General features: G+C 61.5%; 17 protein-coding genes and 1 pseudogene. 11 read left to right on the top strand and 7 right to left on the bottom strand.

The window, feature by feature from the left end; all coding sequences use genetic code 11:
* The first annotated feature begins 112 nt into the window (after positions 1 to 112).
* The 5 genes from ACVINW_RS36425 to ACVINW_RS36405 all read left to right on the top strand — a co-directional run bounded on the left by ACVINW_RS36425 (position 113) and on the right by ACVINW_RS36405 (position 10,181).
* Positions 113 to 2,347 (top strand): peptidase domain-containing ABC transporter, encoded by a 2,235-nt coding sequence (locus ACVINW_RS36425; protein WP_456755747.1) that lies wholly within the window; start codon positions 113 to 115, stop codon positions 2,345 to 2,347.
* Positions 2,337 to 3,683, top strand: coding sequence for an HlyD family type I secretion periplasmic adaptor subunit (locus tag ACVINW_RS36420; protein WP_456755746.1), 1,347 nt, complete (start codon positions 2,337 to 2,339; stop codon positions 3,681 to 3,683). The genes ACVINW_RS36425 and ACVINW_RS36420 overlap by 11 nt, the downstream gene beginning before the upstream one ends.
* 2 nt (positions 3,684 to 3,685) lie before the next feature.
* Positions 3,686 to 5,740 carry an SEL1-like repeat protein gene (locus ACVINW_RS36415; protein ID WP_456755745.1) on the top strand — a complete coding sequence of 685 codons (2,055 nt, stop codon included), beginning with the start codon at positions 3,686 to 3,688 and terminating at the stop codon, positions 5,738 to 5,740.
* A gap of 111 nt (positions 5,741 to 5,851) precedes the next feature.
* On the top strand, positions 5,852 to 9,382 hold the full coding sequence (locus tag ACVINW_RS36410; protein ID WP_456755744.1) for a rhamnan synthesis F family protein: 3,531 nt from the start codon (positions 5,852 to 5,854) through the stop codon (positions 9,380 to 9,382).
* A gap of 37 nt (positions 9,383 to 9,419) precedes the next feature.
* Positions 9,420 to 10,181: a class I SAM-dependent methyltransferase gene (locus ACVINW_RS36405; RefSeq protein ID WP_456755743.1), complete on the top strand. Its 762-nt coding sequence runs from the start codon at positions 9,420 to 9,422 to the stop codon at positions 10,179 to 10,181.
* 32 nt (positions 10,182 to 10,213) lie between these two features.
* Here the strand turns inward: ACVINW_RS36405 and ACVINW_RS36400 are convergent, their stop codons facing one another.
* Positions 10,214 to 10,885, bottom strand: a complete 672-nt coding sequence (locus ACVINW_RS36400; RefSeq protein ID WP_456755742.1) for a hypothetical protein — start codon at positions 10,883 to 10,885, stop codon at positions 10,214 to 10,216.
* A gap of 129 nt (positions 10,886 to 11,014) precedes the next feature.
* On the opposite strand from ACVINW_RS36400, the gene ACVINW_RS36395 reads away from it, so the two are divergent.
* Positions 11,015 to 12,367 carry a BNR-4 repeat-containing protein gene (locus tag ACVINW_RS36395; RefSeq protein WP_456755741.1) on the top strand — a complete coding sequence of 451 codons (1,353 nt, stop codon included), beginning with the start codon at positions 11,015 to 11,017 and terminating at the stop codon, positions 12,365 to 12,367.
* 10 nt (positions 12,368 to 12,377) lie between these two features.
* On the opposite strand, the pseudogene ACVINW_RS36390 reads toward ACVINW_RS36395, so the two are convergent.
* The 3 genes and pseudogenes from ACVINW_RS36390 to rfbA form a co-directional block, all read right to left on the bottom strand.
* Positions 12,378 to 12,515: pseudogene (locus ACVINW_RS36390) on the bottom strand (UDP-glucose 6-dehydrogenase); the annotation flags it as partial.
* Between the two features lie 14 nt (positions 12,516 to 12,529).
* The gene (gene rfbB / locus ACVINW_RS36385) at positions 12,530 to 13,597 is read right to left on the bottom strand and encodes a dTDP-glucose 4,6-dehydratase (protein ID WP_456755740.1); all 1,068 of its coding nucleotides are present in this window, start codon (positions 13,595 to 13,597) and stop codon (positions 12,530 to 12,532) included.
* The gene (rfbA, locus tag ACVINW_RS36380) at positions 13,587 to 14,498 is read right to left on the bottom strand and encodes a glucose-1-phosphate thymidylyltransferase RfbA (protein ID WP_456755739.1); all 912 of its coding nucleotides are present in this window, start codon (positions 14,496 to 14,498) and stop codon (positions 13,587 to 13,589) included. Before rfbA ends, rfbB begins: the two co-directional genes overlap by 11 nt.
* Positions 14,499 to 14,609: 111 nt before the next feature.
* On the opposite strand from rfbA, the gene rfbC reads away from it, so the two are divergent.
* Both rfbC and rfbD read left to right on the top strand, forming a co-directional pair.
* Positions 14,610 to 15,164, top strand: a complete 555-nt coding sequence (gene rfbC / locus ACVINW_RS36375; protein WP_456755738.1) for a dTDP-4-dehydrorhamnose 3,5-epimerase — start codon at positions 14,610 to 14,612, stop codon at positions 15,162 to 15,164.
* A 2-nt stretch (positions 15,165 to 15,166) separates the two neighbouring features.
* Complete coding sequence (gene rfbD / locus ACVINW_RS36370) at positions 15,167 to 16,078, top strand: dTDP-4-dehydrorhamnose reductase (protein ID WP_456756581.1); 912 nt, start codon at positions 15,167 to 15,169, stop codon at positions 16,076 to 16,078.
* Between the two features lie 115 nt (positions 16,079 to 16,193).
* Here the strand turns inward: rfbD and ACVINW_RS36365 are convergent, their stop codons facing one another.
* Positions 16,194 to 17,501, bottom strand: coding sequence for a UDP-glucose dehydrogenase family protein (locus ACVINW_RS36365; protein WP_456755737.1), 1,308 nt, complete (start codon positions 17,499 to 17,501; stop codon positions 16,194 to 16,196).
* 228 nt (positions 17,502 to 17,729) lie between these two features.
* Between ACVINW_RS36365 and ACVINW_RS36360 the strand changes: the two genes are divergently transcribed.
* Positions 17,730 to 20,078: a glycosyltransferase family 2 protein gene (locus ACVINW_RS36360; RefSeq protein ID WP_456755736.1), complete on the top strand. Its 2,349-nt coding sequence runs from the start codon at positions 17,730 to 17,732 to the stop codon at positions 20,076 to 20,078.
* Here the strand turns inward: ACVINW_RS36360 and ACVINW_RS36355 are convergent.
* Together ACVINW_RS36355 and ACVINW_RS36350 are read right to left on the bottom strand one after the other, a co-directional pair.
* A complete protein-coding gene (locus ACVINW_RS36355) occupies positions 20,019 to 22,574 on the bottom strand; it encodes a glycosyltransferase (RefSeq protein ID WP_456755735.1) in 2,556 nt (851 codons plus the stop codon). The two genes, ACVINW_RS36360 and ACVINW_RS36355, sit on opposite strands and share 60 nt — an antisense overlap.
* 23 nt (positions 22,575 to 22,597) lie before the next feature.
* Complete coding sequence (locus ACVINW_RS36350; protein ID WP_456755734.1) at positions 22,598 to 23,548, bottom strand: hypothetical protein; 951 nt, start codon at positions 23,546 to 23,548, stop codon at positions 22,598 to 22,600.
* A 198-nt stretch (positions 23,549 to 23,746) separates the two neighbouring features.
* Here ACVINW_RS36350 and ACVINW_RS36345 point away from each other — a divergent pair, with 198 nt between their 5' ends.
* Entirely contained in the window at positions 23,747 to 24,952 is a 1,206-nt protein-coding gene (locus tag ACVINW_RS36345) for a glycosyltransferase family 4 protein (protein WP_456755733.1), read from the top strand.
* 57 nt (positions 24,953 to 25,009) lie between these two features.
* Complete coding sequence (locus tag ACVINW_RS36340; protein ID WP_212019004.1) at positions 25,010 to 25,672, top strand: ParA family protein; 663 nt, start codon at positions 25,010 to 25,012, stop codon at positions 25,670 to 25,672.
* The last annotated feature ends 215 nt before the right edge of the window (positions 25,673 to 25,887 follow it).

The following is a 25,887-nucleotide window of genomic DNA, read 5'->3' as shown; positions in this document are numbered from 1 at the left end:
AAATATCTTTTTTGACCGGTGCGCTGAAAATGCTGCGTTAGCGAACTAACAATGATAAGTTATAACTCGCCCGATCCCCGTGATCATGCGCAGTCGAAACTCCGAGGCCTCCATGACCAAACACCTCTCGCTCGTCGGCGCACCTTCGGTGGAGGCGCTGCCACCCTCGGGTCTCGCCTGCCTCGTCATCGTGGCACGGCAGCACGGTTTGCACCTGACGCCGACCCAGCTGATCCACGACAATCTGCTGGGCGACCAGGAAGTCACGCTGCCCGAGCTTCTGAAGTGTGCGAATTCCTCGGGCATGACGGCCAAGGCCGTCACGCTGGATTGGCAGGGGCTGAGCCACCTCAAGCGGGCGCTGCCGGCGATTGTTCGGCTGCGCGACGGCAGCCACATGGTATTGCTGCGCCTCGAGGGCGATGAAAACAGCTCCCGGGTGGTCTTGCAGGATCCGAACGCGAGTGAGGACGCGCTGCTGATCATCGATCAACCGCGCTTTGAGGACATCTGGTCGGGCGACGTCGTCATGGCCAAGCGCGACTACGAAATTTCGGACGAGACCCAGCCGTTCAGCTTCGGCTTTGTCACCGCGTTGCTGTTCCGGGAACGGCGCATCCTGCGCGACGTATCGATCGCTGCGCTGATCCTTGGTTTCATGGGCCTGGCGCCGATCACGTTCTGGCGACTGCTCTCGGACAAGGTGATCTTCTACAAGGCCTACAACACGTTCTACGTGCTGTGCATCGGGATGCTGGTGATCATCCTGTTCGAGGCGGCATTCTCGTTCCTGCGCCAGTATCTGGTTCAGCGCCTGACGGCACGGCTTGACGTCAAACTGTCGACCTACGTGTTCGAAAAGGTGCTCAACCTTCCGATCGACTATTTCGAACAGAACCCTGTCGGCCTGATTTCGCGGGATATCCGCGAGGTGTTCCGGATTCGCGGCTTTCTGACCGGGCAGTTGTTCGGAACCATTCTCGATTCGACGACGCTGTTTTTCTTTCTGCCCGTCATGTTCTTCTTCAGCCCGATCATGACGCTGATGGTTCTCGCCTTTGTCGGCCTGATCGTCGCCTGGCTTATCCTGATGCTGCCGACCTATCGGAAGAAGTCCGCGGCAACTATAGCGGCTGAAGGCGCCCAGGGCGCATTTCTGATCCAGAGCCTGAACGGCATGCGGACGATCAAGTCGCTGGCGCTCGATACGCGACAGCGTCACATGTGGGATGTGCTTGTGGCGCGCGTCGCCAAGGCGCGTCTTGCGGAAGGCATGACCGGAACCGCCATCCAGACGCTGGTGCGTCCGTTGGAACGGTTGGCGGTGAGCGGTACCTATGCGTTCGGCGTCTACCTTGCCCTGAGCAGCGGCGACCCGGTCTACGTCGGGGCGTTGTTTGCCTTTCTGATGCTGTCGCAGCGGGTCGCCGGCCCGCTGATGCAGATGGCCCAGCTCATCAACCAGTATGACGAGGCACGCTCGGCGGTCACGATCGTCGGCAGGCTGGTCAATCAGCCGCCCGAGGAGGGACGTTCCGGACATGGCGTGAGGGTTCCGCTGAAGGGCCTGGTCGAATTCTCCGGCGTCACCTTCCAGTACAAGGGGGCGGTGTCGCCGGCGCTGAACAACGTCTCCTTCGAGATTCCGCGCGGTACGACGCTCGGCGTGATGGGCAAGAGTGGCTCGGGGAAGACCACGATCACGCGGTTGTTGCAGCGCTTGCACTCGGACTACGGCGGGTTGATCAAGGTCGACGGTGTCGATGTTCGCGAATACGATGTCGACCATCTCCGGCGCAATATCGGCGTCGTGTTGCAGGAGAACTTCCTGTTCAGCGGCACGATCCGCGAGAATATCGCGGCGGCAAAGCCCGATGCGACCTTCGACGACGTTGTCAGGGCGGCGCGCCTTGCCGGCGCCGAGGAATTCATCGACAAGCTGCCGCGCGGCTATGAGACCTATATCTACGAGGGATCCACCAATCTCTCCGGCGGCCAGCGTCAGCGCCTTGCGATCGCAAGAGCACTGATCGTCAATCCGCCGATCCTGATCCTGGACGAAGCGACCAGCGCGCTCGATGCCGAGAGCGAGACGATTGTGAACGCGAACATTTCGCGGATTGCACAAGGGCGCACGTTGATCATCATCTCGCACCGCCTGTCGTCGCTGACCAAGGCCGATGCGATCCTCGTGCTCAATCGCGGCGTAGTTAACGATATCGGCCGCCACGACGAGCTTCTGGAACGAAACGACATCTATAGCTCGCTCTGGTACCAGCAGAATACGCACCTGGTTCCGGCGGGCCGCAACGAAAAGAACTTCAGGAGCCCGACCCTTGTCTCGTAATCAAGCGTCGCTCGCGACCGTTCGCCAGTTCCAGTCCGAAACCGACGCCATCCGCGAAGCCGCCGAGCCGTTGCTGGCGCGCGCGACGCTGTTCCTCCTGGCGGGGCTCCTGCTATCCGTTGTGGCGATCATGTGCTTCACGCGCGTCGATCGGGTGATCTCGAGCTCGAGCGGCAGGATCGTTCCCGTCGATCAGATCAACGTGCTGCAGGCCCTGGACGCGTCGATCATCAAGACGATCGATGTCCGGGACGGTCAGCAGGTTGAGACGGGACAATTGCTCGCGACCTTGGACTCGACCTTCACCGCCGCCGATGTGGCGCAGTACAAGTCGCAGATTGCGAGCCTGGACGCACAGGTCGCCCGTGACGAGGCTGAATTGTCCGGCAAGCCGTTGTCCTTCGCCCAGTCCACGGATCCGGAAGTTACGAGGTATAACGCCTTGCAAAAGGCGCTCTACGATCAGCGTGTTGCCCAGTACAACGCGCAGGTGACCAGCTACGATTCCAAGATCAGTCAGACCGAAGCGACGATCCAGAAGGCGAAGAAGGACGACGAGCGATATGCTCAGCGTGCCGAGATCGCCGGCAAGATCGAGGACATGCGCTCGACGCTTGCCGAAAGCGGCAGCGGGTCCAAGCTGAACCTGTATCTGTCGCAGGACACGCGCCTGGAGTTGCTGCGCCAGATCGACAACACGCACAACAGCCTGCTGGAGGCGCAACACCAGCTGGATTCGCTGAAAGCGGATCGCAGAGCCTTCATCGAGCAATGGAACGCGCAGCTGAGCCAGGATCTGGTCACGACGCGCAACAGCCTGGATACCGCCCGCGCATCCTATGACAAGGCCATCAAGCATCAGGACCTGGTGCGCTGGACCGCTGCCGAGCCGTCGGTCGTTCTGACCCTCGGCAAGCTCTCGGTCGGATCGGTGCTGAAGCCGGGCGATCCCTTCATTACGCTGATGCCGCTCAAGACGCGGCTCGAGGCCGAGATTCAGATCCTGTCGCGCGATGTCGGCTTCGTGCGGCCGAACGACCCCTGCACCATGAAGATCGATGCCTTTAACGCGGCGGAGCACGGCACGGCGGAAGGCAAGGTTCGCTGGATCAGCGAAGGCGCCTTCACGACCGATGATGACGGCAAGCCCGTCGACGCCTACTACAAGGCGCGGTGCTCGGTCGACGCGACCAACTTCAAGGACGTTCCGGCGAACTTCCGCCTTATCCCCGGCATGACGCTGCAGGGCGATGTCAATGTCGGCACCCGCTCGGTGGCGATGTATCTGCTCGGCGGCATGCTGCGCAGTGCAAAGGAGGCAATGCGCGAGCCATGACGGTGTCGGCGCGATCCCTGCTCGACTTGCTCCGGCCCGGTTCGTCCCGTTCAGACTCAAAGCAGTTTGAACGGGGGCTGGCGGCGTATGAGGCCCGGCAATATCTCGAGGCGCTGCGCCTTTGGCGGCTCGCGTCGCGAGCCGGCAATCCGGAAGCGGATTACCGGATCGGGCTGCTCTACGCGAGGAATGAGGGTGTTATCGGCAATCTTCCGGACGCCGTCGCGTGGTATGAACGCGCCGCGCTGAACGGACATACCGAAGCGCAATTTCAGCTTGGCCTGATCTACCTCAATGGGGTCAAGGCCACGGTCGGGCCGAACAGGCCCGAGATGTGGCGGCAGTCCACTGCGGCGCGTTTGGGTGACAAGGCGACCAACCTGCACGATCTGGTCTTCCCGAACGGAATCGGCGTGCCCAAGGATATCGATGCCGCTTTCCTCTGGATGTCGGTGGCGGCGGAAGCCGGCAAGGCGGAGGCCCAGGCGATCCTCGGCGACATGTACGCCAACGGATGGGGCTGCACGAAGGATCACGCAACCGCGTTGCGCTGGTACGAGGCCGCGGCCGAGCAGAAGGCGGCGTCCGGCGAATTCGCGCTCGGCGATGTGTACTATCAGGGCCGCGGCGTTCCCGTTGATTTCGCGCAGGCGGCGATCTGGTATCACAAGGCCGCGGAGCAGGGACATGTCCGCGCGCAGGTTGCGCTCGCGTTCATGTGCCTCAAGGGCACCGGGCTTCCGGAGAATGCCGACGAAGCTGCACGACTGTTCCAGAGCGCTGCTGCCCATGACGATACGATCGCGCTCTACAACATCGCGCTGTTGCGGCTCGCCGGCAAAGGCGTTGCCAAGGATATCGACAAGGCCGAGACCGCGTTGCGCAAGGCGGCGCGGAAAGACTATCTGCCGGCGATCCAGGCATTGGCCGAGTTCTACGCGCTTGGCACCTCAGCCGAACCGGATCTGCGCGAGGCGGCGTATTGGTACGAGAAGGCGGCCGACCGCGGCGACGCGCAGGCGCAATTCTTGACCGGGCGCTTCTATGCCACCGGCACCGGCGTCCCGCCCAGCATCCGCCAGGCGGCGAAATGGTTCGAACGCGCGGCCGAGAGCGGCCACGCCACGGCGGCCCACAACATTGCGGTGTTCTATCTCAACGGCAACGGCGTGACGCGCGATGTCGCGACCGCGATCAAGTGGTTCGAGCGTGCGTCCGAAGGCGGCATCAGCGCCGCGGGTGTGCAACTCGGCCGGCTCTACGCGGCGGGCAACGGCGTGCCGCGCGACCAGGTGCGCGCAGCGGAATGGCTGAGCAAGGCCGCCAATGCCGGTGATGCCGATGCCAAGACGGCCTATGCCGTGTTTCTGATCCAGCAAGAGCCATCCGAAGCGCGTCTTGCGCAAGCACGCACGCTCTTGACCGACGCTGCCGAAGTCGGTCATCCCGCGGCGGCATTCCAACTCGGCGGGCTGCATATGGGAAGGTCCGGCGGCGCCGTCGATCTTGCGGCCGCGGCGCAATGGTTCAAGCGTGCGGCAAGCGCCGGCCATGTCGAGGCCCAGCACACGCTGGCGCTGCTGTATTCCGATCCCAAGAGCGACCTCAAGGATCCGCAGGCTGCGGCGAACTGGATCGTCAAGGCCGCCGAGGGCGGCAACGCCGCGGCGCAGTTCAAGCTTGCCGTTATGTATTGCACCGGGCAGGGCGTCGAGCAGGACCTTGCCCGGGGCGTGACGTGGTACGAGGCCGCAGCGCGCCAGGGCCACGCGACGGCGCAATACAACCTAGCCGTGATGCTGGGGAAAGGGCAGGGCTGCAAGCAGGATCAGCGGAAGGCATTCGAATGGTTCGAGCAGGCCGCCGAACAGGGAATGACGGCGGCACAGGTTGCGGTTGGGGACACACTCCATTCCGGAAACGGCGTGACGCAGAACGTCGAGGCAGCGATGGTTTGGTACGAGAAGGCCGCGGCGCGAGGCGATGAGGTGGCGCGGCAGAGACTGACTGCGATCGGCCACCGATCGCAGCGCGACGGAGGCTCAGATCCTTCATGAAGTCGTTCGGCATTCGCAGGGAATTTCTGCACGGCTTGTGAGGTTCGATTCTTGCATCGCATTTGTCATGCGAAGCAATCTTCGAGTTAGTCAGTAATCGGAATGATCAGAATGTCTAAATACACCTCGTTTGCAGAGATCGAAAACCTGTTCGAAGCGACGCCGTATTTCGATCCAGCGTGGTACGTTAGGTTCAATTCTATCACCTTGGCTCCAGATCAAACTCCGCAGCAGCATTTTCGGGATGTCGGCTGGGCTGCCCATCTTCAGCCAAGCTTCTATTTCTCTCCCAAATGGTACCTGTCAAAATACCCCGATATCAAAAAAGCCGGGATGAACCCCTTTTCTCACTTCTTGCTGAGGGGCATCAACGAGAACAGAGAAACCGCAGAATTCGTGAAGAGCGGCAAGCTGAACTTTCCGCCGGCGAAGTTGGCGTCGTTCGTAAGGGAGTCAGGCCTTTTCTCGCCTGAATGGTATGTTTCGAAAAATATGGACGTTGCGAGTGCAGGAATCGACCCTCTCGCTCACTTCAACGGCAAGGGGTATCGAGAGAATCGAACTCCAAATCCGATTTTCGATTTGAAATTTTACAAGCTGGCCAACTCCGACCTGGAGGCCTTCGGCTGGAACCCTCTCTTGCACTACGTGTTTGTGGGTTCGCTGAAGGACCAGTCTCCCAACCCCTTGTTCTCCCATGCTTGGTATTCAAGCAAGTATGGTCCGTTCAAGGAAGGCCAAACGCCTCTGGCTGACTTTCTCTTGCACCTGCACGATCGGGATCCCAATCCATTCCTGCATTCGGACTGGTACTTAAAAACGTACGCAGATGCGGCGGGCTATCCAGGCGGGCCGCTCAAGCATTACTTCGACATAGGGTATCTCGAAGGTCGCGATCCCTCGCCCGACTTCGATACCAAGGGCTACATTGATGCAAATATGGACGTAAAGGCTTCCAAAGCGAATCCTCTAGTCCATTTCGCTCTATTCGGACAAAAGGAGGGACGGGCTCCGAAACCGGAGCTGCGTGGCCGGCAAACCAAGCTGTTTCGGGTTGGCGTGCCTGAGTACGGTCCAATCGAGCAGGTGTTCTCGCACGATGCAAAAGTTGTCGGATCTCCCAAGATCGCAGTCCACCTGCACTTGTTCTATCCCGAACTATCCGAAGAATTAGCCGGCTATCTCGCCAACATTCCGATCGATTTCGATCTCTACATATCTACCCCCAAATCGGTGAGCGATCTGCTCGAGATTGAAGCGCGCTTCCGAAGGCGGCTGCCGAATGTCGACCTGATCGACGTTTGGAATTGCGAAAATCGCGGCCGGGATATGGCGCCGCTGTTCGTGGACATAGTCGATGAGATAGCCAAGTACGACCTGTTTTGCCATCTGCACTCAAAACGCTCGACGCACAATTTCGCGCATAGCGACTGGCGGCGCTTTCTTTGTCACCACATCCTGGGGTCGGAAGAAACCGTTCGGTCGATCCTGAATCAGTTCGAGACCCGGCCGGGTCTAGGGTTACTGCAGCCGCCATACCACGGAGCGCTCCGCAGCCAGCCAAACTGGGGTAAAAACCGCGGCGTCGTCGACGAAGCGCTCGAGCGTATCGGGGTAGAGTACGAAGGAGATGTGTGCCCGGACTATCCAGCCGGCTCATTTTTCTGGGCGCGGCCGGCTGCGATTGCGCCGATCCTAAACGCAAAGCTCACGCTCGATGAGTTTGCTCCTGAGGAGGGACAGGTAGACGGAACATTCGCTCATGCACTTGAAAGGCTTCTGGGTATCGTTCCGTTGACTCTCGGCTATCAGGTGAGCTGCTTCTCGATCGACGTCGCTCACAATCTCACGAGCTACTATCATCCCAAGAGGCTCTACAAGCCTCTCGAGCGAGATCGGACCGACGATATTCTCAGATACCGGGCCAGCCGGAAAAATAGAGGGCTCGCGCGGACCGCCGTTTGCACGGCTGTTTTCGGAGATTTCGACACTTTGCTTCTTCCCGAGGTTCTGGAGGAAGATTGTGACTACTACTGCTTCAGCGACCGACAAATAGACGGGTACGGTGTATTTGACATTGTACAGGCGGACTATCGCGACCCTGATCCGCGGCGGAGCGCGCGTTATGTCAAGACTCATTTGATTAATTATGTCGGCGAGTACGAGAACGTCATTTGGCTCGACGCAAATGTTCTTATTCGGAAATCTGTCCAACCCTATTTGAAGATGCTGGGAGGCGACATTTCGTTAGCGGCAATCGCTCATCCGTTCCGGGAAACCTGCTTTGAGGAAGCTTCGGTATGCAAAGAGATGAAGCTGGACGAAGCCGAACTGATAAACGAGCAGATCCGACGGTATGTCACCATTCCCGAATTGGCTTCGAGCCAGCTGATCGAAACGAATTTCTTTTGTTTCCTCGCGCAGCGAAAAGAAGTCCGGGAGATGTTCAGGGTTTGGTGGAACGAATTGAACCGCTACAGCCGCCGAGATCAGATCAGCATCAATTATGCGATCTATAAGAGCGGGGTTCGCTGGAAGCCCGTATTCGCCGATCGCATTTCGCTGAGGGATGCTCCCGATTTCTGCCTGTTCGAACACGGCATGAACAAGTGGCCCGGTCGTCCTCTGTCGGATCAGCCGTGGTATCGGCCAGCAAGCGTATCGTTCGCAGAAGGGACGGCATCGGATCGGAGGGGCGCAAAGCGAAAGAAATCCGCAAAGCGCCCGAGCGCCAGTTCGCGTGAGCCTACGGTGGACGTTGTCGTGTGCGTCCACAACGCGTTAGATGACGTCTTGCAGTGCCTCCGGTCGCTAGTTGACCAGGAGGATCGGAACTTCAGGTTGATCTTGGTCGACGACGTATCCGACAAGCCCACCAAATCCGCCATCGAACGCTTTGAGTACTCCTGGCTGGAGCATCAGATCGTGCCGCTCACCGTGCGTGGGGGTTACACTAAGGCGGTCAATGCAGGGCTCCGCCAGTCGAAGGCGGATGCGGTCTTTCTACTTAACAGCGACACGATTGTGCCACCTGCGGGCATTAAGAAACTGCGAGCCGCTCTCTTCAGCTCCGATGCGCGCGGAATAGTGGGTCCTCTCTCGAATGCTGCAAGCTTTCAGTCGGTTCCCAGCACCAAGGGAACAGTCGGGCAAACGGCCATCAATCCTTTACCCGTAGACATGACTGTGGAAGATTTGGATCAATATCTAGAAGCCAACTGGAATGGAATATATCCGCTGACGCCTTTGGTTCACGGGTTCTGTCTGTGTGTTCGGCGAACCGTGCTGGATGCGATCGGCGAATTCGATGAGAGTGCGTTTCCGTTCGGATATGGCGAGGAGAATGACTTTTGTTTTCGCGCCGCCGACGCCGGCTTCGAACTGGCCGTGGCCACGAATACCTACGTATTTCATGCAAAGTCCAAGAGTTACTCGGATGCGGAACGAACCAAGTATATGGAGGCGGGCGCCGAGGCGCTCTTTAAGAAGCATTCGAGAGGGCGCGTGAAATCTGCCGTGAAATTTATGGAGGACAATCAGGTTTTGAACGAGGTCCGTCTTCTGGCTGCCAAGCTGTTCGACAGCAGGGGCCGGCAGATTATTCAGTCTAGAGACAGTCGAACTAAGGGTACCGTGGCTTGACGCCGGGATGTCGTCTAATTGCAGTGGAGCTGAGCGTATGAATAACCCCGTGACGGAACTGGACGGCAAGGAACTTCCTCTTCCACCGAAGGACTTGCTGTTTATGAATGAAACTTGGGAGAGCTTTCCCAAGAATGGGGCGGGTCTGCTTGCCTTGGGCAATCGAGTTTTGCAGCTTCGTGGCCGGCCGATTGTCGATATCGGGTGCGGCTTCGGCCGGATAGCTTACGCATTGGCGGCAAAAGGATATCGCGGCAACTACTGCGGCGTAGACGTGTTGTCGCCTCAGATTAGCTGGTTGCAATCCAATTTCTCTCCGGTTCTGCCGAGCTACCAATTTCATCACTTTGATGTGCTGAACGATCGCTACAATGCGTCGGGAAAGCTGAGGACAGAAGACTTCAGAATAGATAGGCGATACGCGTCGCCCGACGCGATCTTTGTCCTCAGTGTCTTCACTCATATGTATGAGGCGGACATTATTGCTTATCTCAAGGAAATCGTAGCGATCATGGACGAGAAGAGCGTGATATACGCGACGTTCTTCCTTTCGAACGGCGAAAGTCGACACCTGGAATCGATCGATAAGTCGTCGTATCCAATGAAGCACGTGCTGAACGATCACTGTTCATATTTCAACACTGAGGATCCATTGCACGCTATTTCATTCGACGAAGTCTGGTTGAAAGCGACGCTGGCCGAATTGGGTCTCTACACCGCGGCCGTGTTTTACGGCACGTGGGCAGGGAGAAAGGGCGCGTTGAGCTTTCAAGACTCGATCTTCCTCATGAAGGCGTAAAGGCCCGGACGACCCGGCGACCAGGGGAAGGATCAGCTGCGGCCTGCAATCTTTGTACGCAATCTTTTCGGAGGTGGATTGTTACCCAACCGAAAAATCAGCAGGCTATCGAGGACCTCGATTGAGGTCAGACGGTGCCGCATCTCGGATACGTTCGCCTTGTTTTGATTGATCCAGTCGGCGTTGTCGAACAGCTCGGATGTTCCGGCAGCGATAAACCATTCATGCAGGGTATCCAGTTTATCGACGAGAAAGTTCGACAACGCGGCCTTGCTTGGAGGCGGTTGCCAGTATGCTGCGTGGGTATCCTCGATGATGTAGGCGTGTCTTGTCGATCGTATCAGCGACTCGAATGAAGCGATTTGGTCGGAGACCAGGTGACTTCCGTCATCGATGACGATGTCGAAGCCGCCAAATTGTGCCGATAGATCGGAGAGGAAAGCCTGATCGCCCTGGTCGCCGATCACGACATGGATGTTGCCGCCTTCATGTTTCTTGCATTCCGGATTCTTATCGACTCCTACGATGACGCTATCCGGCGAAAAGTACTCACTCCAGAGGCGAAGAGATCCGCCGTGGTACACGCCGATCTCGAGCAACTTCACCGTTCGAGGAAGCTGGAGAAAGAGTTCGGAGTACTTGGCGATATAGTGTTCCCACTTGTCGAGGTCGGGCCGCGGGCGCTTGGAAAACAGCTCAGCCAACGTTGGTTGCCGATTGGCGATGTATCTTGAAAGCAGTCGACTTATTTTCATCAAGATCGAAGACTCCAACTGTTGATCGTTTGAGACTGCGCGGGCCGGCTATGTGTCGAGAGCAAGTAGGAGGGAACCTTGAAACGATCTGTTCGTCATCTCCGGGACGTCCTCGTCTTCATCGCACTCGCCTGCAATCTGGCCGGGGCGTCTGGCGCCGATGCTCCGGCCCCGGTGATCGTGCCAGTAGACAATGTCTGGACAGGTACCAACTCGCAATTTGCTAGCCTGACGGTCGGAGAGCAAGCGTTCATCGCCTACTACAACGCACAACGTGTGTTCAGTGTTGCACAGATCGACCTGGCGTCAGGATCGGTGCGCCGTAAGGAGCTTCAAGCCAGCACCCCGGGTTGGGACAGTCACGATGAGACGAAGCTGGCACTTGACGAGCAGGGGCACTTGCATGTGGTTTTCGTGAACCATGCCCATCCACTGGAGTATTTCCGCTCAACGTCCGCGCGTTCGATTGCTGACATATCTGCAGCGACCATGACCGGAAGGAACGAGGAGCACATAACTTATCCATCGTTCGAAAAGGCTGGAAAGAATCTGCTGTTGGTATTTCGCGACGGCGTAAGCGGCAACGGAGCGTGGTACGCCAACATTTGGAACGGCACGAGCTGGAAGCGGCTTTCCGAAACGCCTCTATTCTCGGATAGGGCTAAGGGTGGATCGGTAAGCGCCTATCCCACGGCATTCGTCAGAGGGCCGGACGGAGAGGTCAATGTCGCAATCGTGTGGCGGAAAACCCCTGATGTCGCGTCGAACTTCAGGATTACCTTCGCCAAGAGTCGTGATTTTGTTTCGTGGACCAAAGCGAATGGTGATCCGATCCTCGGTTCAGTCAATCCAAGGAATAGCGATCTCGTTGATGATCCGGGCGAGGGCCGAGGCTTAGTGAACAATGCCGAACTGAACGTGACCACGGACGGCACTCCGCTCATTGCCTACACAAAGTTCGATGAAGCCGGAAGAAACGGCGTGTATCTGGCTTATGAGAAGGAAGGCTGGAAAACTCTGAAACTGGCCGCGTCCAGTGCGCCGATCGAAATTGCCGGGAGAGGATCGCTTCTCCGCCTTCCAAGATTCTCTCAACCGGTCATCACAAATGGAGTCGGCAGGGTTCACGTGACCTTTCCTGGTGAAGCCGCCGTGGACAAGACATTTGACGCCAGAAGTCTTGGGCTTGCCGATACAAAATCGAACGAGGCCCCCAAGTTCCAGTTTCCCGCGATTTCTACCGAAGGACTCTCCGAAGCAGTGACGCTTTCGTCGCTTGCGAAGCAATATGCTCCAAGCAAGTACAACGTTGTTTTTCGATGGGTCTCCCAAGGGCCACACTCGGACATTCCTCGGTCCTGCACCCGGCTTGAGCCAGAGGCTTGCAAGCCGAGGCCAGCACAGCTGCAGGCCTATATTTTCAAGCGATAAGAGGAAGCTCGACAGCGAAGCCTGCCGCGGGATTGGTCTCGCGTATGATGTGCTCGACGTCATCGCAGGTACCGACCGGCACGGTCGGTTCGCTGACGATGACGGCAAAGCCATTCAGATATGCGACGATCTCGCGGGCGGTTGCAAAGCCTATTCGCCGGACTACTGGTTCAGCCCGACGCGCTCAACCTTGTAGCCCCGCTCCAGGATCGCGCGCCACCAGGGTTGCTCGTCGACGTACCAACGCACGGTCTTGGCGATGCCGGTCTCGAAATTCTCCTCGGCGCGCCAGCCGAGCTCGGTTTCGAGCTTGGTGGCGTCGATGGCGTAGCGGCGGTCGTGGCCGGGACGATCGGCAACGAAGTTGATCAGCTGCCGTCGCGGGCCTGCAGCCGACGGCGCAACCTCGTCGAGCAGGTCGCAGATGCTTTCCACGACGTGCAGATTGGTGCGCTCGTTGCGGCCGCCGACATTGTAGGTCTCGCCGATCCTGCCGCGCTCCAGCACGAGCGTCAGCGCCTTGGCGTGGTCCTCGACGAACAGCCAGTCGCGGATGTTCTGGCCGTCGCCATAGACCGGCAGCGGCTCGCCGGCGAGCCCCTTGATGATCATGTGCGGGATCAGCTTTTCCGGGAAGTGATAGGGGCCGTAATTGTTCGAGCAGTTGGTCACCAGGGTCGGCAGCTCGTAGGTCTCGCGCCAGGCGCGCACTAGATGATCCGACGATGCCTTGCTGGCCGAATAGGGCGAGTTCGGCGCATAGGCCGTGGTTTCGGTGAACAGCCCCTCATCGCCGAGGGTGCCGAACACCTCGTCGGTCGAGATGTGCAGGAAGCGGAACTGGTCGCGCTTCTCGGGCGAGAGCGTGCGCCAGTGGCGCAGCGTCTCCTGCAGGATCGTGAAGGTGCCGACGATGTTGGTCTGGATGAATTCGCCGGGGCCGTCGATCGAGCGGTCGACATGGCTTTCGGCGGCGAGATTCATCACCGCATCGGGCTGATATTTCTCGAACAGCCGTCGCAGGCTCTGCGCCTCGCAGATACAGGCCTTCTCGAAGCTGTAGTTCAGGCTTTCGGCCGAGCCGGGCAGCGAGTCCAGATTGGCCGCATAGGTCAGCTTGTCGATGTTGACGACCCGGGCATGGGTGTCGCGCAGTAGATGGCGGACCACGGCGGAGCCGATGAAGCCGGCGCCGCCGGTGACGAAGATCGTCGATCCCTTAAACCGCATGTTTGAAGACCTCGGCGGTGCGGGGTTGGCCCTGGAACGAGCGGTAGACCGACAGCAGATACTCGCCGTAGCTGCTCTTGGCGGTCTTCTGCGCCACCTTCGCGAAGGCCTCCAGCGAGATGTAGCCCTGGCGCAGCGCGATCTCCTCGGGACAGGCGATGCGCAGGCCCTGGCGCTGCTCCAGGATCTGGACGAAATGGCTGGCCTCGACCAGCGAGGAGTGGGTGCCGGTGTCGAGCCAGGCAAAGCCGCGGCCGAGCACCTCGACATAGAGGTCGCCGCGCTCGAGATAGGCCTTGTTGACGTCGGTGATCTCGATCTCGCCGCGCGGCGACGGCTTGATGCCGGCTGCGATGTCGACCACGTCATTGTCGTAGAAGTAGAGGCCGGTGACGGCGACGTTCGACTTCGGCCGCTTCGGCTTCTCCTCGATCGACAGCGCCAGGCCGGTGTCGTCCAGCTCCACCACGCCATATTGCTCCGGCGCGTTGACGACGTAGCCGAACACGGTGGCGCCCTTCTTGCGGACCGAGGCGGCCGACAGCATGCTGGGCAGGCCATGGCCGTAGAAAATGTTATCGCCTAACACAAGGGCGACGGAGTCGTCGCCGATGAAGTCGCGGCCGACGATGAAGGCGTCGGCGAGACCGCGCGGGGTCTCCTGCGTGGCGTAGGAGAACCTGATGCCGATCTCGTGGCCGTCGCCGAGCAGACGCTGGAACAGCGGCTTGTCCTGCGGCGTCGAAATGATCAGAATGTCGCGAATTCCGCCCAGCATCAGCGTCGACAGCGGATAGTAGATCATCGGCTTGTCGAACACAGGCAGCAGCTGTTTGGAGACGACAGTGGTCACGGGGTAGAGGCGCGAGCCGGTTCCACCGGCGAGGATAATGCCCTTCATGGTCCCTCACAGTTTGACTATCAAAACATAACAGATAGCGTGCGCCGCACAAGTTTGTTATGAGTATCAAATTAACATTTCGGGCCTGCTCAAAACTGGAACCTGCGTTACATGAACGTCATCAAGACCGAGCTCCCAGAAGTCCTGATCGTCGAGCCGAAGCTGTTCGGCGACCAGCGCGGCTTCTTCCTCGAGACCTATCAGGCGCCCCGTTATGTCGAGCACGGCATCACGCGACCCTTCGTGCAGGACAACATGTCCCGCTCGGCCTATGGCGTGCTGCGCGGGCTGCATCTGCAAAACCCGCTCACCCAGGGCAAGCTCGTGACCGTGCTGCGCGGCAAGGTGCTCGACGTCGCGGTCGACGTGCGCATCGGCAGCCCGAATTTCGGCAAGCATGTCGCGGTCGAGCTGAGCGAGGACAACCGCCGGCAATTATGGGTGCCGCGCGGCTTCGCGCACGGCTTCGTGGTGCTCTCGGAAACCGCCGACTTCTTCTACAAATGCGACGATTTCTACAGCCCCAAGGACGAGCTCTCGATCCGCTGGAACGATCCGGCGATCGGGATCAAATGGGGCGTCGACAAGCCGCAGCTGTCGGCCAAGGATGCGGACGCGCCGCTGCTCGCCGATGCCAGCAACCTTCCGACCTACGGACAAATCTGATGATGCGGATCTTGTTGACGGGAACACGCGGGCAGGTTGGCAGTGCGCTGAAGCCGCTGCTGGAAAGTCACGGCACGATCCTCGCGCCGCCGACCGCGGAATTCGATCTGTCGAAACCGGATAATCTGACGGGCCAGCTCGAAAACCTGAAGCCCGATCTCATCATCAATCCGGCGGCCTATACGGCGGTCGATCGCGCCGAGGACGAGCGCGAGCAGGCCTTCCTGGTCAACGCCAGGGGGCCCGAGACGCTCGCCAGATGGGCCGCGGCGAACCATGTGCCGCTGGTGCATTTCTCCACTGACTACGTCTTCAACGGTTCGGGTGACAGGCCGTGGCGCGAGGATAGTCCGACCGAACCATTGTCCGTCTATGGTGCCAGCAAGCTCGCCGGCGACGTCGCGGTGCAGGCGGCGGGCGGTGCGCATCTGATCGTGCGCACCTCGTGGGTCTATGCCGCAAAAGGCACCAACTTCCTGCGCACGATCGCCCGGCTCGCCGGCGAGCGCAAGGAATTGCGGATCGTGGCCGATCAGATCGGGGCGCCGACCTCGGCACAGGCGATCGCCAGCGCGGTGGCCGGCATCGTTCTGCCGAACCTCACCACGCTGCACGACCAGCTCGCGCGCAGGGGCGGCGTCGTCAACCTGGTTTGTGCCGGCGAAACCAGCTGGCACGGCTTTGCCAGCGCCATTGTCAGTGGGTTGAGGTCGCGTGGTGTCACGTTGGCCGTCGAGACCATCGCGCCGATTGCAACGGCGGATTTTCCGACCAAGGCGGTGCGTCCGGGCAATTCACGGCTGGATCTGACCCGGCTGAAGGCGCAGTTCGGCGTGGCGATGCCGACCTGGCAGGAAGCGCTCGCGCACGAGCTTGATGCCTATGTCCAGCTCGGCGCGCCCGCGCCCGCTTGATGCGTCTTCGAGGTTCGCGAACAAGCGCATCAAAAACCAAGGCCCCGGCTCAGATTTGATCTGAACCGGGGCTCGTTGAACCGAGCGGCGGCGATCGCCGCCGAGGTGCTACCGCTCAGCGCGGCCGGCCGATGCTGTCGTAGGTGAATCCGTGCGCGGCCATCTCGTCCGGACGGTAGATATTGCGCAGATCGACCACGACCGGACGCTTCATCTCCTGCTTGATCTGCTTCAGATCGAGTGCGCGGAACTGGCGCCATTCGGTGACGATGACAAGCGCATCGGCCTGGCGCGCGCACTCATAGGCATCCTTGCAGTACTCGATCTCGGGCAATTCCTTGCGCGCCTGCTCCATGCCGATCGGATCGTAGGCCCGAACCTTGGCGCCGAAATCGATCAGGCCGTTGATCAGCGGGATCGAGGGCGCCTCGCGCATGTCGTCGGTATCGGGCTTGAAGGTCAGGCCGAGCACGCCGATCGTCTTGCCGCGCAGCTCGCCGCCGAGCACGTTGGCGACCTTGCGCGCCATCGCCCGCTTGCGGTTGTCGTTCGCGGTCAGCGTGGCTTCGACGATTTTCAGCTGGACGTCGTGGTCGAGCGCCGTCTTGAACAGCGCGCGGGTGTCCTTCGGGAAGCACGAGCCGCCATAGCCCGCGCCGGCATGCAGGAACTTGGTGCCGATCCGGTTGTCGAGCCCGATGCCGCGCGCGACCTCCTGCACGTTCGCACCGACCCTCTCGGAGAGATCGGCGATCTCGTTGATGAAAGTGATCTTGGTGGCAAGGAACGCATTTGCGGCGTATTTGATCAATTCAGCGGTGCGCCGCGCGGTATAGAGGATCGGCGCCTGGTTCAAATAGAGCGGGCGATAGACTTCGCCCATCACCCGCTTGGCCCGATCGTCCTCGGTGCCGACGACGATCCGGTCGGGATGGCGAAAATCCTGGATTGCCGCGCCTTCGCGGAGGAACTCGGGATTCGACGCAACGGCGAAATCGGCGTCGGGATTGGTCTCGCGGATCAGGCGCTCGACCTCGTCGCCGGTGCCGACAGGCACGGTCGACTTCGTCACCACCACGGTGAACTTCTTGAGCGCCGCGCCGATCTCCTTGGCGGCAGCATAGACGTAGCTCAGGTCGGCATGGCCGTCGCCGCGCCGCGATGGCGTTCCGACCGCGATGAACACGGCGTCGGCATCGGCGACGGCGCCGGTGAGCTCCGTCGTGAAGGTCAGCCGTCCGGCGGCGGCGTTGGTTTCGACGAGCTTGTCGAGGTCGGTTTCGTAGATCGGGATCTTGCCGCGCTTCAGGGCTTCGATCTTGCCGGCGTCCTTATCGACGCACACGACCTGATGGCCGAAATCGGCAAAACACGCTCCGGACACGAGACCTACATATCCCGTCCCAACCATTGCAATCTTCATCAATCCGCTCGTCGATCAGTGTGGAGAGGAGGAGTTAGCACTAGCACAATTGGCGCCGACAACGCCAAGTTTTATAACGTATAGTTTGTGTTGGAGCTCGGCGGCTTTTTGTGCAAACGGTGATCGCCTCAGTGCAGGTGAGTGCTCGCTAGTCACCTTTGGGCGCGCCATGGACACATTCTCAACTTGAAATCGACCGACAATCGAGCCGCCGTTTGAGGGGTGGACATGAGCACGAAGACGATTGGCAAGCACAGGCCCTCGGGAGCTGATTACGCGTCGTTGCAAACGCAGTTCACCAGATACGATCGAACGACGTTTTCCGGGTTTGTCTATGACCGCGCCGATCTCGGCCGACGCTACACCGTCGAACTGCTGGTCGACGGCGAGCCATACATGTCATCATTGTGTGACGAGTTTGTAACAGAGCTTGCCGAGGCCGGTATAGGCGACGGGCGCTTTGGTTTTACATTCAATGTGCAGGATCAGGTCGGCGCGAACGCTGGGATCGTCGAGGCCAGATTGGCCAACATCGGTAGTCCTGTCGGCGCTCCGATTCGCTGCGATGTCGCGGCACCGCAAGCCCAGTGGCATCGGATCGCCGACATCGAATGGGTCGGAGGCTTGCGCTTCGAGGGCTGGCTGTCCCGCGACATCGACGAAGATATCGAGATCCTGATCGCGCAGCGGCCGGTGATGACGGTGAAGCCGACCGGCTGGACCAACGTTGCGCGGGGAAGCGAGTTCGGCGTCGGCCGCCGGATCGATTTTCATCTGCCCGAGCATTTTGCCGACGGTCGCATGCGCGGCCTGTCGGCGCGGACGGTTTCCGGACGCAGCCTGATCTCGGAGCCGATTCCCTTTGTCGCTTTCGAACGCGGATTGGAGCAGACGCTTGCGGATCTCGGGCGCTGGGACAGCGAGCGGCTGCGCGGAGAACTGTTCGACCGCGTGCTGCCGGCCTCGATGCCGCTTCACGCCTATCGCAGCTGGAAGGAGCGCTTCGCACCGGCGGCGCAATCGGAGCAATCCGACGTTCCGTCCGAGGCCGCGGTCGTCCTGATCGGCGAGAACAGGGTGGATGAAAGCATTGAGAGCCTCGAAGCCCAGGGGCATTCGGCCTGGTCGGCGGTGTGCCTGCCGGCGCAGGCCTTCAGTCGGTTCGATCGGAAAGCGGCCCGCGACTTCGTCGATGGTGATGCCGCCAACAGCGAGTTCTTGGTCTTTTGCCTGAGCGGGACGATCCTCGCGGAGAATGCCTTGCAGCGCTTCGCCGCTGTGTTCGCGGCCGAGCCCGGCTGCGATCTCGCCTATGGCGACGTCGAGGTCGCTGCGGGCGCCGGTGCGGTCTGGCCGCTGGCGTTTTCGGCGTTCGATCTCGAACGCGCGCTCGAGCAGGGCTATGGCGCGTACTGTTTTGCGGTGCGCCGCCAACATGCCATCGAAGCGCTGCGAGCGGCGACGTCGCTCTACGACATCTTTCTGTCCTGCGCGGAGCCTGGCCGAACCTATCATCTTCCTGGATCGATTGCGGCACTGCCGCCGATCGATGCGTCGGCCGCAACCGGCGAACTGGCCGCCGCAAGCAAGGCATATTTGGCCAGAGCCGGCATCGAGGCGAGTGTCGAGCCGCGCAAGGCGGGGCTGCTTCCTGCCGTTCAGGTCAAGCGCACCGTCGATTGGAGCGAGCGCACCACCATCGTCATCCCGACCAGAAATCGCGCCGAACTGCTCAAGCGATGCATCGAGACGGTCACGCCGGCCGCGAATGAGACCAACGCCCGCATCCTTGTCGTCGATAACAGCTCGACGGAGCCTGAAACGCTCGACTATCTGGAGAGCCTATCCGAGGAGGACATCGACGTTATCTCCGTCGAGGGCCCGTTCAACTTCGCAGCCATCAGCAACGCCGCGATCGACTGTGTCGACGCAGAGAACATCTGCTTGCTCAACAACGATATCGAGGCGCTCGACGACGGCTGGCTGGCGGAGCTGCTGTGGCGGCTCGCCGCTCCCGATGTCGGGGCCGTCGGTGCAAAGCTGCTCTGGCCGAGCAGCGTCGTGCAGCATGGCGGGGTGGTACTGGGGACCAATTTCGCGGCCACGCACGCCTTCAATGACCGGATGGATGGTGATCCCGGCTACGGCGATCTGCTCCAGGTGGCGCACGAATGCTCGGCGGTGACGGCCGCGTGCCTCTTGATGCGCAAACGCGATTTCGTGGCCGTCGGCGGCATGGACGAGACCCGTTTCCCGATCAGCTTCAACGACGTCGATCTGTGCCTGAAGCTGCGCCAGCTCGGCAAGCGGATCGTGTTCACGCCGGATGCGAAACTCGTTCATCTGGAATCGGCAAGCCGGGGCCGCGATTCCGCACCGGATCGCAAGGCACGCTTCAAGCGCGAGCTGTCGATGCTGCGCGCGAAGTGGGGCGAGGTGCTGCTCGACGATCCCTACTACAGTCCGTTGCTTGGGCTCGACTCGACGCCGTTCTCCTCGCTGGCATGGCCGCCGCGATCATGGAAGCCGCGCGCCAACCTGCCGCCTGTGCCGGCCGCGCCTCCGGTCGGGATGTAGCCGGGCATCCCCGCTCACCCAGCCGAGCACGGAGGCAATTGTTTGATCGGCATCAAGGCCCGGCGGCAGCTTCAGGTCGGTTTCCCGGCCACGTCCCGCTGCTGTCGGTCTCCATTCCGTCGCGGCGGCCGGCAGCCCGGTTGCCCTGAGCGCATCCAGCAGCGGATGCCCAAAGGCGGGCTCGCCGATGTCGAGCACCAGTTTCGTGATGCCGTGACCCTCGACGAGCGTCGCGATGTCGTCGACGGCGACGTCGCCGGTGACCAGGACATTGCTCCGCTGCATCAGCTTGAGATCGTCGAGCGTGGTCCCGAGCACGATGATCTCGACGCCTGCACCGGCATCGGCGATTTGATCGCTCAACGCCCTGATGAAGCGAAACTCCGCCGCGCTGGCGCGCAGGACAAGCAGACCGAGACGCACAGGGCCGCTCACGGCGTGATGCCGCGTCGGCGGCGCAGGCGGGTCGTCCAGCCGGGTCGCTTGCAAGCCGAGCACCGTATCCGAAAAGGCGGCCCCGTCCTCTCCGATCGCGGTCACGCGTTGAGCGCCGGCGATCAGGCTGCTCCAGTCCGGGTGAACGCCCGATCCGAGTGCTGTGCGCAGTGCGAGGGCGGTGTCGGTGATCAGGACGTCGTAGGGGAAGCGTTGCGTGAGCTGGGCCAGGCATGCGGCGGGGATGCGGTTCGGCTCCGCAATCTCGATCGCGCGGATTTTGAGGTCGGTGAGCAGCGTCAGCAAGGCCTCACGGCCTTCAGGCGTTGCAACGTCGAGTGCGATCGACTGCGGTGCTACGCCATCCGGATCGAAAATGGTCGCCAGCTGGCGCGATCCCTCGGTTCGGGTCTGCACGACCAGCGCGCGCTGGTCGTCCGCCGCGAGTTGCCCGCATCGCCTGATGGCGATCTCGCGGCCAATCGCGGAACCGCAGAGGATGACGCACGGGCCGGCAGCGTGCGGTTCGCTCGCGAGCAGCTTGAGCTCCAGTGCCGCGCGGCAATCGCGGAGCGGATCGGCGAGCAGGAACGCGGCGCACTCCGTCGCATAGCGCCGGTAGCGCTGCTCGAGAACCCGCAGATTGCGCAGCACCAGCGAACGCTTCTCGCCGAGAAACGAGCGCGAGCCCTCGTGCCCGACAAATACCGACGGGATACACACGTTGCGGAGGCCGGCTTCTGCCGCGCGCAGGCAGAAGTCGACGTCTTCGAGATAGCCGCGATAGAAGTCGTCGGAGAGCTCACGCACGGCGTCGAGGCATTCGCGGGTGATGTAGAGGCAGAACCCGATGCCGTTGGGGATGTCGATCGCCTTCCCGGAATTTGCCGCGCCGGCGAGGTCGTCGAGCAGCGCTATCTCGTCCGGCGAGGGCAGGGGATTTGACCGGTTCGGGACCGGGAAGCTGGTGAATTCGCCGTTGTTCGACAGCGGCGTCGCCGTGCCCACGCGCGGTGTCGATTGCACCGCGCTGCGCAGCCGTTGCAGCGCGTATTTCGGCACGATGGTGTCCGAGTTCAGCAGCACGACGTCGCCGGCATCGGTTTCGCCGAGTGCCCGGTTGACCGCGCCGACGAAGCCGAGATTCTGCTCATTGATCAGCAGATGGATACGCGACCCGGCAGCCAGCTCGGCGAGCAGGCGCTTGATGTCGCGTTCGGGCGAGGCATCGTCCACCACGACGATGGTCGCGCCCGGCGTGCAGGCGGCGGCAGTCAATGCGCTCTCGATGCAGGCGCGCGTCGCGGCCAAATCCCGGTACACCGGGATGATGATGGTGAGTGGAGGCGTTTCACCGTCTCGCGCGCGCTCGGCCCGTGGCGGCGCGTTGCGGCGGTCCGGCGCGCGATTGGCCGGGAGTTGAACGCTTGCAATGATCCGGCCGGCTTGCGCGATCTCGAGCCGTTGCGAGGTCGCCGATGGCGGGCGGATCAGGCGAAAGCTCGCGGCGTGCCGCCCATCGCGTGCGAATCTGTGGCGGGGATCGGAGGGAAGCTGCACGGCACTGGATTGGTCCGCCTGCGCCAGTGAAAGCTGTGGGTCGTCAGACCCTCGCCACGTCACCCATCCCTTCACCTCTTCATCCAGGAAGTCGATACGGGCGCAGCTGTCCTGACCGTCCTGTTCGAGCAGCACGAGGGCGCTCCTCACCGAATCCGGATCGTCGTCGCGCCGTGCGATGCTGCGTGCGGCCTCGATCCGCTGCGGGCCGTCACCCCACGCCATCATGCGCCGTGCGGCAACCAGATCGTCCGGTTCGAGTTCGATCGCCCTGGCAACGCTGGCGACGGCATCATCCCTGAGATCAAGGCGGGACAGCGCCTCTGCGCGCAGCAGGTGGGCGCGGGCACCCGGATGCGGCATGATCCGGCAGCGGCGGTCGGCGAGCGCGAATGCCAGCCGGAAGTTGCGCGCCTCCAGGGCCGCGACCGCGGCCCGCTCGAGATCGACGTGATGGAGCGTTCTGGACGTAAAGGCGATCTTGCGCGCGTCGGCGGTCAAATGTCGCCCTTACCTGCCGGATGTCAGCCCGCGGTCTTCACGGCGCTCTGTCGGCTCCGGAACACGCGCACGCGGCCCTCGAGACGCGGTCCGTCCTGGCGCGGCGCCGGGTCGATCGGTTCGACGCGCCTAGGCTGCTGCGGCGCAAGCGGCGCGGCCTGCACGCGACGTTCTTCAAGGTTGAGCTTGAAGCCCACCAGGGGTTCCCGTCCCGACGGGCCCGACACCACAATCCGGTTCCCGGTCGCGCGCAGGGCTGGAGCGCCCAGGAAGATGGTCTCGGCCGAGATGATATAGCGATCCACGCTGGGCCCTGCGGCCTCTAGCGAGAACCCGGTGATGGCCAGTGCGCGGCCGCGGGTTCCAGCGAAGGTTCCGAGCGGAACGAACTGGTTGTCGCCGCGCTGCGGCCGGGCGAATTTGACCGCATATTGCAGGCTGAGATCGCGCGGCTTGTTCGGCCATTCGAGCGAGATGCCCTCGATCCGGGCGGGAGCGGACGGTCCGGCGATCCAGGTGTTCGGGCCGACGGTCACATCACCGAGGCCGGCGACATGGGCGAGCAGCCGGAGGTCGCCCTGCCCACCGGCGCCAGCCTGAGGCGCGAATTCGGGCTCGAACTCGGGCTCAAAGGCGTCAAACGGCTGGCTGGCCGGCTGCGCAGCCTGCTGCTGGCCCTGGGTCAGCGGCTCGATCTTGATGTTGGCGGCGGTCGACCCGCCGATGCGCCCCGCAGTGACCTCGACGATCAGGCGGCTCGGGCGGGCGACCGACACGACCAGCGCGCTTTCGGGCGCAAACAGGGTTCCATTGACGGCGTCGGGCCCGGAAATGATACTACAATTGTTAAGGCTGGCGCGGTCCGCGTATACGCGCACCACTGGAGGCGACATCTTATCATCTGCGCCGTTATACCGAACCAGGAAGAGGCCCCGTGCCAGATCAATGGTTTTCTGCTGAATCTGTTCGTTCATCGTCGCCTGCGAGCCTAACGGGATGGATTGATATGTTGCCCGCGCAGTGTGCACTAAAAATCTGTGTGATAGAAGGGGGCTTAATGTTAATCCGGTAAGATAGTTTCACCCGTGCATATCGATGCCACACCCCCGGTCATGATGCAGAGCCTGACGCCAATCGAAGATCGCCCGGCCGGGGGGCGCGTCCGCCCGCCGATGAACGTCCTCTTCGTCCACAATAACTTTCCAGCCCAGTACCGCCACATCGCGCGCGCGCTTGCGGAGCAGCCCGGCAACAAGGTCGTCGCGGTCGGCTCGTCGACCGCGAGCACGACGCCGGATATCCGGCTGATCAAATACTCGACGACCAAGTCGGACTCTGCGATCGTGCATCCCTTTGCCCGCCGCTTCGATGTCGAATCGCGGCGCGCCGAGGAGGTTCTGTATGCGCTGTCCTCACTGTCGGGGCAGGGCTTCGTGCCCGACCTGATCTTCGCGCATCCCGGCTGGGGCGAGACGCTGCCGTTGCGCACGATGTTTCCGCGCGCGCGGATCATCCTGTATTGCGAGTTCTTCTACGGCGCGGAGGGCAGGGACGTCGGCTTCGATCCCGAGTTTCCGATGACCGGCCTCGATGGCAATGTCGCGCTTCACCTGAAGAATGCGACCACGCTGCTGGCGCTCACGGAATGCGATTCCGGCGTGTCGCCGACGCCATGGCAAAGGTCGACCTTTCCCCGCGAGTTCCAGGGCAAGATCGAGGTCATCCACGAGGGCGTCGACACCGACGAGGTGAAGCCCAATCCGGTCGCGCGGTTTCAGCTGCCGAACGGCGCGACACTCTCGGCCGAGGATGAAGTGATCACCTACGTCTCGCGCAATCTCGAGCCGGTGCGCGGCTTCCACATCTTCATGCGGTCGCTGCCCAAGATCCTGGCGGCGCGGCCGAATGCGCAGGTGGTGATCGTCGGTGGCAGCGGAACGTCCTACGGGGCGAATCCGCCCAAGGGCTCGAGCTGGAAGTCGATGTTCCTCGACGAGATCAGGTCGGAGATCGACCTTCGCCGCGTGCATTTCCTCGGCCGGATTCCCCGGGACCAATATCTCGCACTGCTCCAGATCTCCTCGGTGCACGTCTATCTGACCTACCCCTTCGTGCTGTCATGGTCGCTGCTGGAAGCGATGAGCGCGGGGTGTGCGGTGGTGGCGTCCGACACCGCTCCGCTGCGCGACATCATCTCCGACGGCAACGGCCTGCTGGCGCCGTTTTTTGATATTGATGCCCTGTCGGATCAGGTAATCTCGGTGCTGAAACGGCCCAAGGCCTTCAAAAAGATGCGAATGAAGGCGAGAAGCTTCGTGAGGGACAATTACGACGCGAAACGGGTCTGTCTGCCCAGGATGCTGACGCTCGTTGGATGAAGGTGTCCTCCCGCGCACCCATCGGATCGCGCGGGGGATCACGCCCAGGAGTTTGCGATGCCGCTTGTCATTTCGGTTGCCCAGCGCAAGGGCGGGGTCGGCAAGACGACTCTCGCGGTCTTGCTGGCCGCGGAACTGGACCGGCGGACCGGCGTGGTGGGATTGGTCGACGCCGACTCCCAGGCATCCGCCTGTCATTGGGCCGAGCCCGGCAATCTGTCGTTCCCGGTCTACCAGCTTGATCCGGAAACCCGCCCCGTCGCCGAATGGGCCAAGCTGATGCGCCAGATTCCGCATCAGATCATCGTGGTGGACTCTGCCCCCAACGATCGGGTGCTCGGCGCCGTTCTCGCGGTCGCCAACATCGTGCTGATGCCCTGCACGCCGTCCGGCCTCGACATCGAAGCCACCGCGCGGACGCTCGACATCGTGCGGGAGGTCCGCGCCGCGCGGCGTACCGCGCTCCGCGCCATGATCGTGCCGAACCGCGTCGACCAGCGCACCCTCGAAGGCCAGCAATTGATCGAGGAGCTCGATACGCTCGACGAGGAGATCGGGCCGATGATCGGGAGCCGCTCGGCCTATGTTCGTGCGGTTGCGCTCGGCCAATCGGTGGCTGATTTCGCCGGCGGGACGCCCGCCGATCTCGAGATCAAGATGCTCGCCGATCTCGTGATGAACTGGTGCGGGATCGCGCCCAGGCAACGCGTGACCAGTTAACAGATCGCGCCGGCGCCTTCACGTCGGGCTAACCATTTCCGCAACGGAATCAGAAATCCCGCGCCGCAACCGGCCCTTGTCTGATCGCGCTGTCCGTGGGAACCGCAGGGAAAAGCCTGGAAAAGACGGCTCATCTGCCATCCATCGTGCATCACGACGCCGATGTGCGCGTTATCGTTGGCAATCGATAAGCCTGCCGGCGCCGCCGACGCCGC

The sequence above is a fragment of the Bradyrhizobium sp. USDA 4461 genome, from assembly GCF_054055655.1.
Note: the sequence above shows the minus strand (reverse complement) of the source record. Positions and strands in the feature narration are given on the sequence as shown.

Coding starts and splice junctions, on each gene's coding strand:
- ACVINW_RS36425 (WP_456755747.1), top strand. CDS start 113: ATGACCAAACACCTCTCGCTCGTCGGCGCACCTTCGGTGGAGGCGCTG.
- ACVINW_RS36410 (WP_456755744.1), top strand. CDS start 5,852: ATGTCTAAATACACCTCGTTTGCAGAGATCGAAAACCTGTTCGAAGCG.
- ACVINW_RS36405 (WP_456755743.1), top strand. CDS start 9,420: ATGAATAACCCCGTGACGGAACTGGACGGCAAGGAACTTCCTCTTCCA.
- rfbB (WP_456755740.1), bottom strand. CDS start 13,597: ATGCGGTTTAAGGGATCGACGATCTTCGTCACCGGCGGCGCCGGCTTC.
- rfbA (WP_456755739.1), bottom strand. CDS start 14,498: ATGAAGGGCATTATCCTCGCCGGTGGAACCGGCTCGCGCCTCTACCCC.
- rfbC (WP_456755738.1), top strand. CDS start 14,610: ATGAACGTCATCAAGACCGAGCTCCCAGAAGTCCTGATCGTCGAGCCG.
- rfbD (WP_456756581.1), top strand. CDS start 15,167: ATGCGGATCTTGTTGACGGGAACACGCGGGCAGGTTGGCAGTGCGCTG.
- ACVINW_RS36365 (WP_456755737.1), bottom strand. CDS start 17,501: ATGAAGATTGCAATGGTTGGGACGGGATATGTAGGTCTCGTGTCCGGA.
- ACVINW_RS36360 (WP_456755736.1), top strand. CDS start 17,730: ATGAGCACGAAGACGATTGGCAAGCACAGGCCCTCGGGAGCTGATTAC.
- ACVINW_RS36350 (WP_456755734.1), bottom strand. CDS start 23,548: ATGAACGAACAGATTCAGCAGAAAACCATTGATCTGGCACGGGGCCTC.
- ACVINW_RS36345 (WP_456755733.1), top strand. CDS start 23,747: ATGAACGTCCTCTTCGTCCACAATAACTTTCCAGCCCAGTACCGCCAC.
- ACVINW_RS36340 (WP_212019004.1), top strand. CDS start 25,010: ATGCCGCTTGTCATTTCGGTTGCCCAGCGCAAGGGCGGGGTCGGCAAG.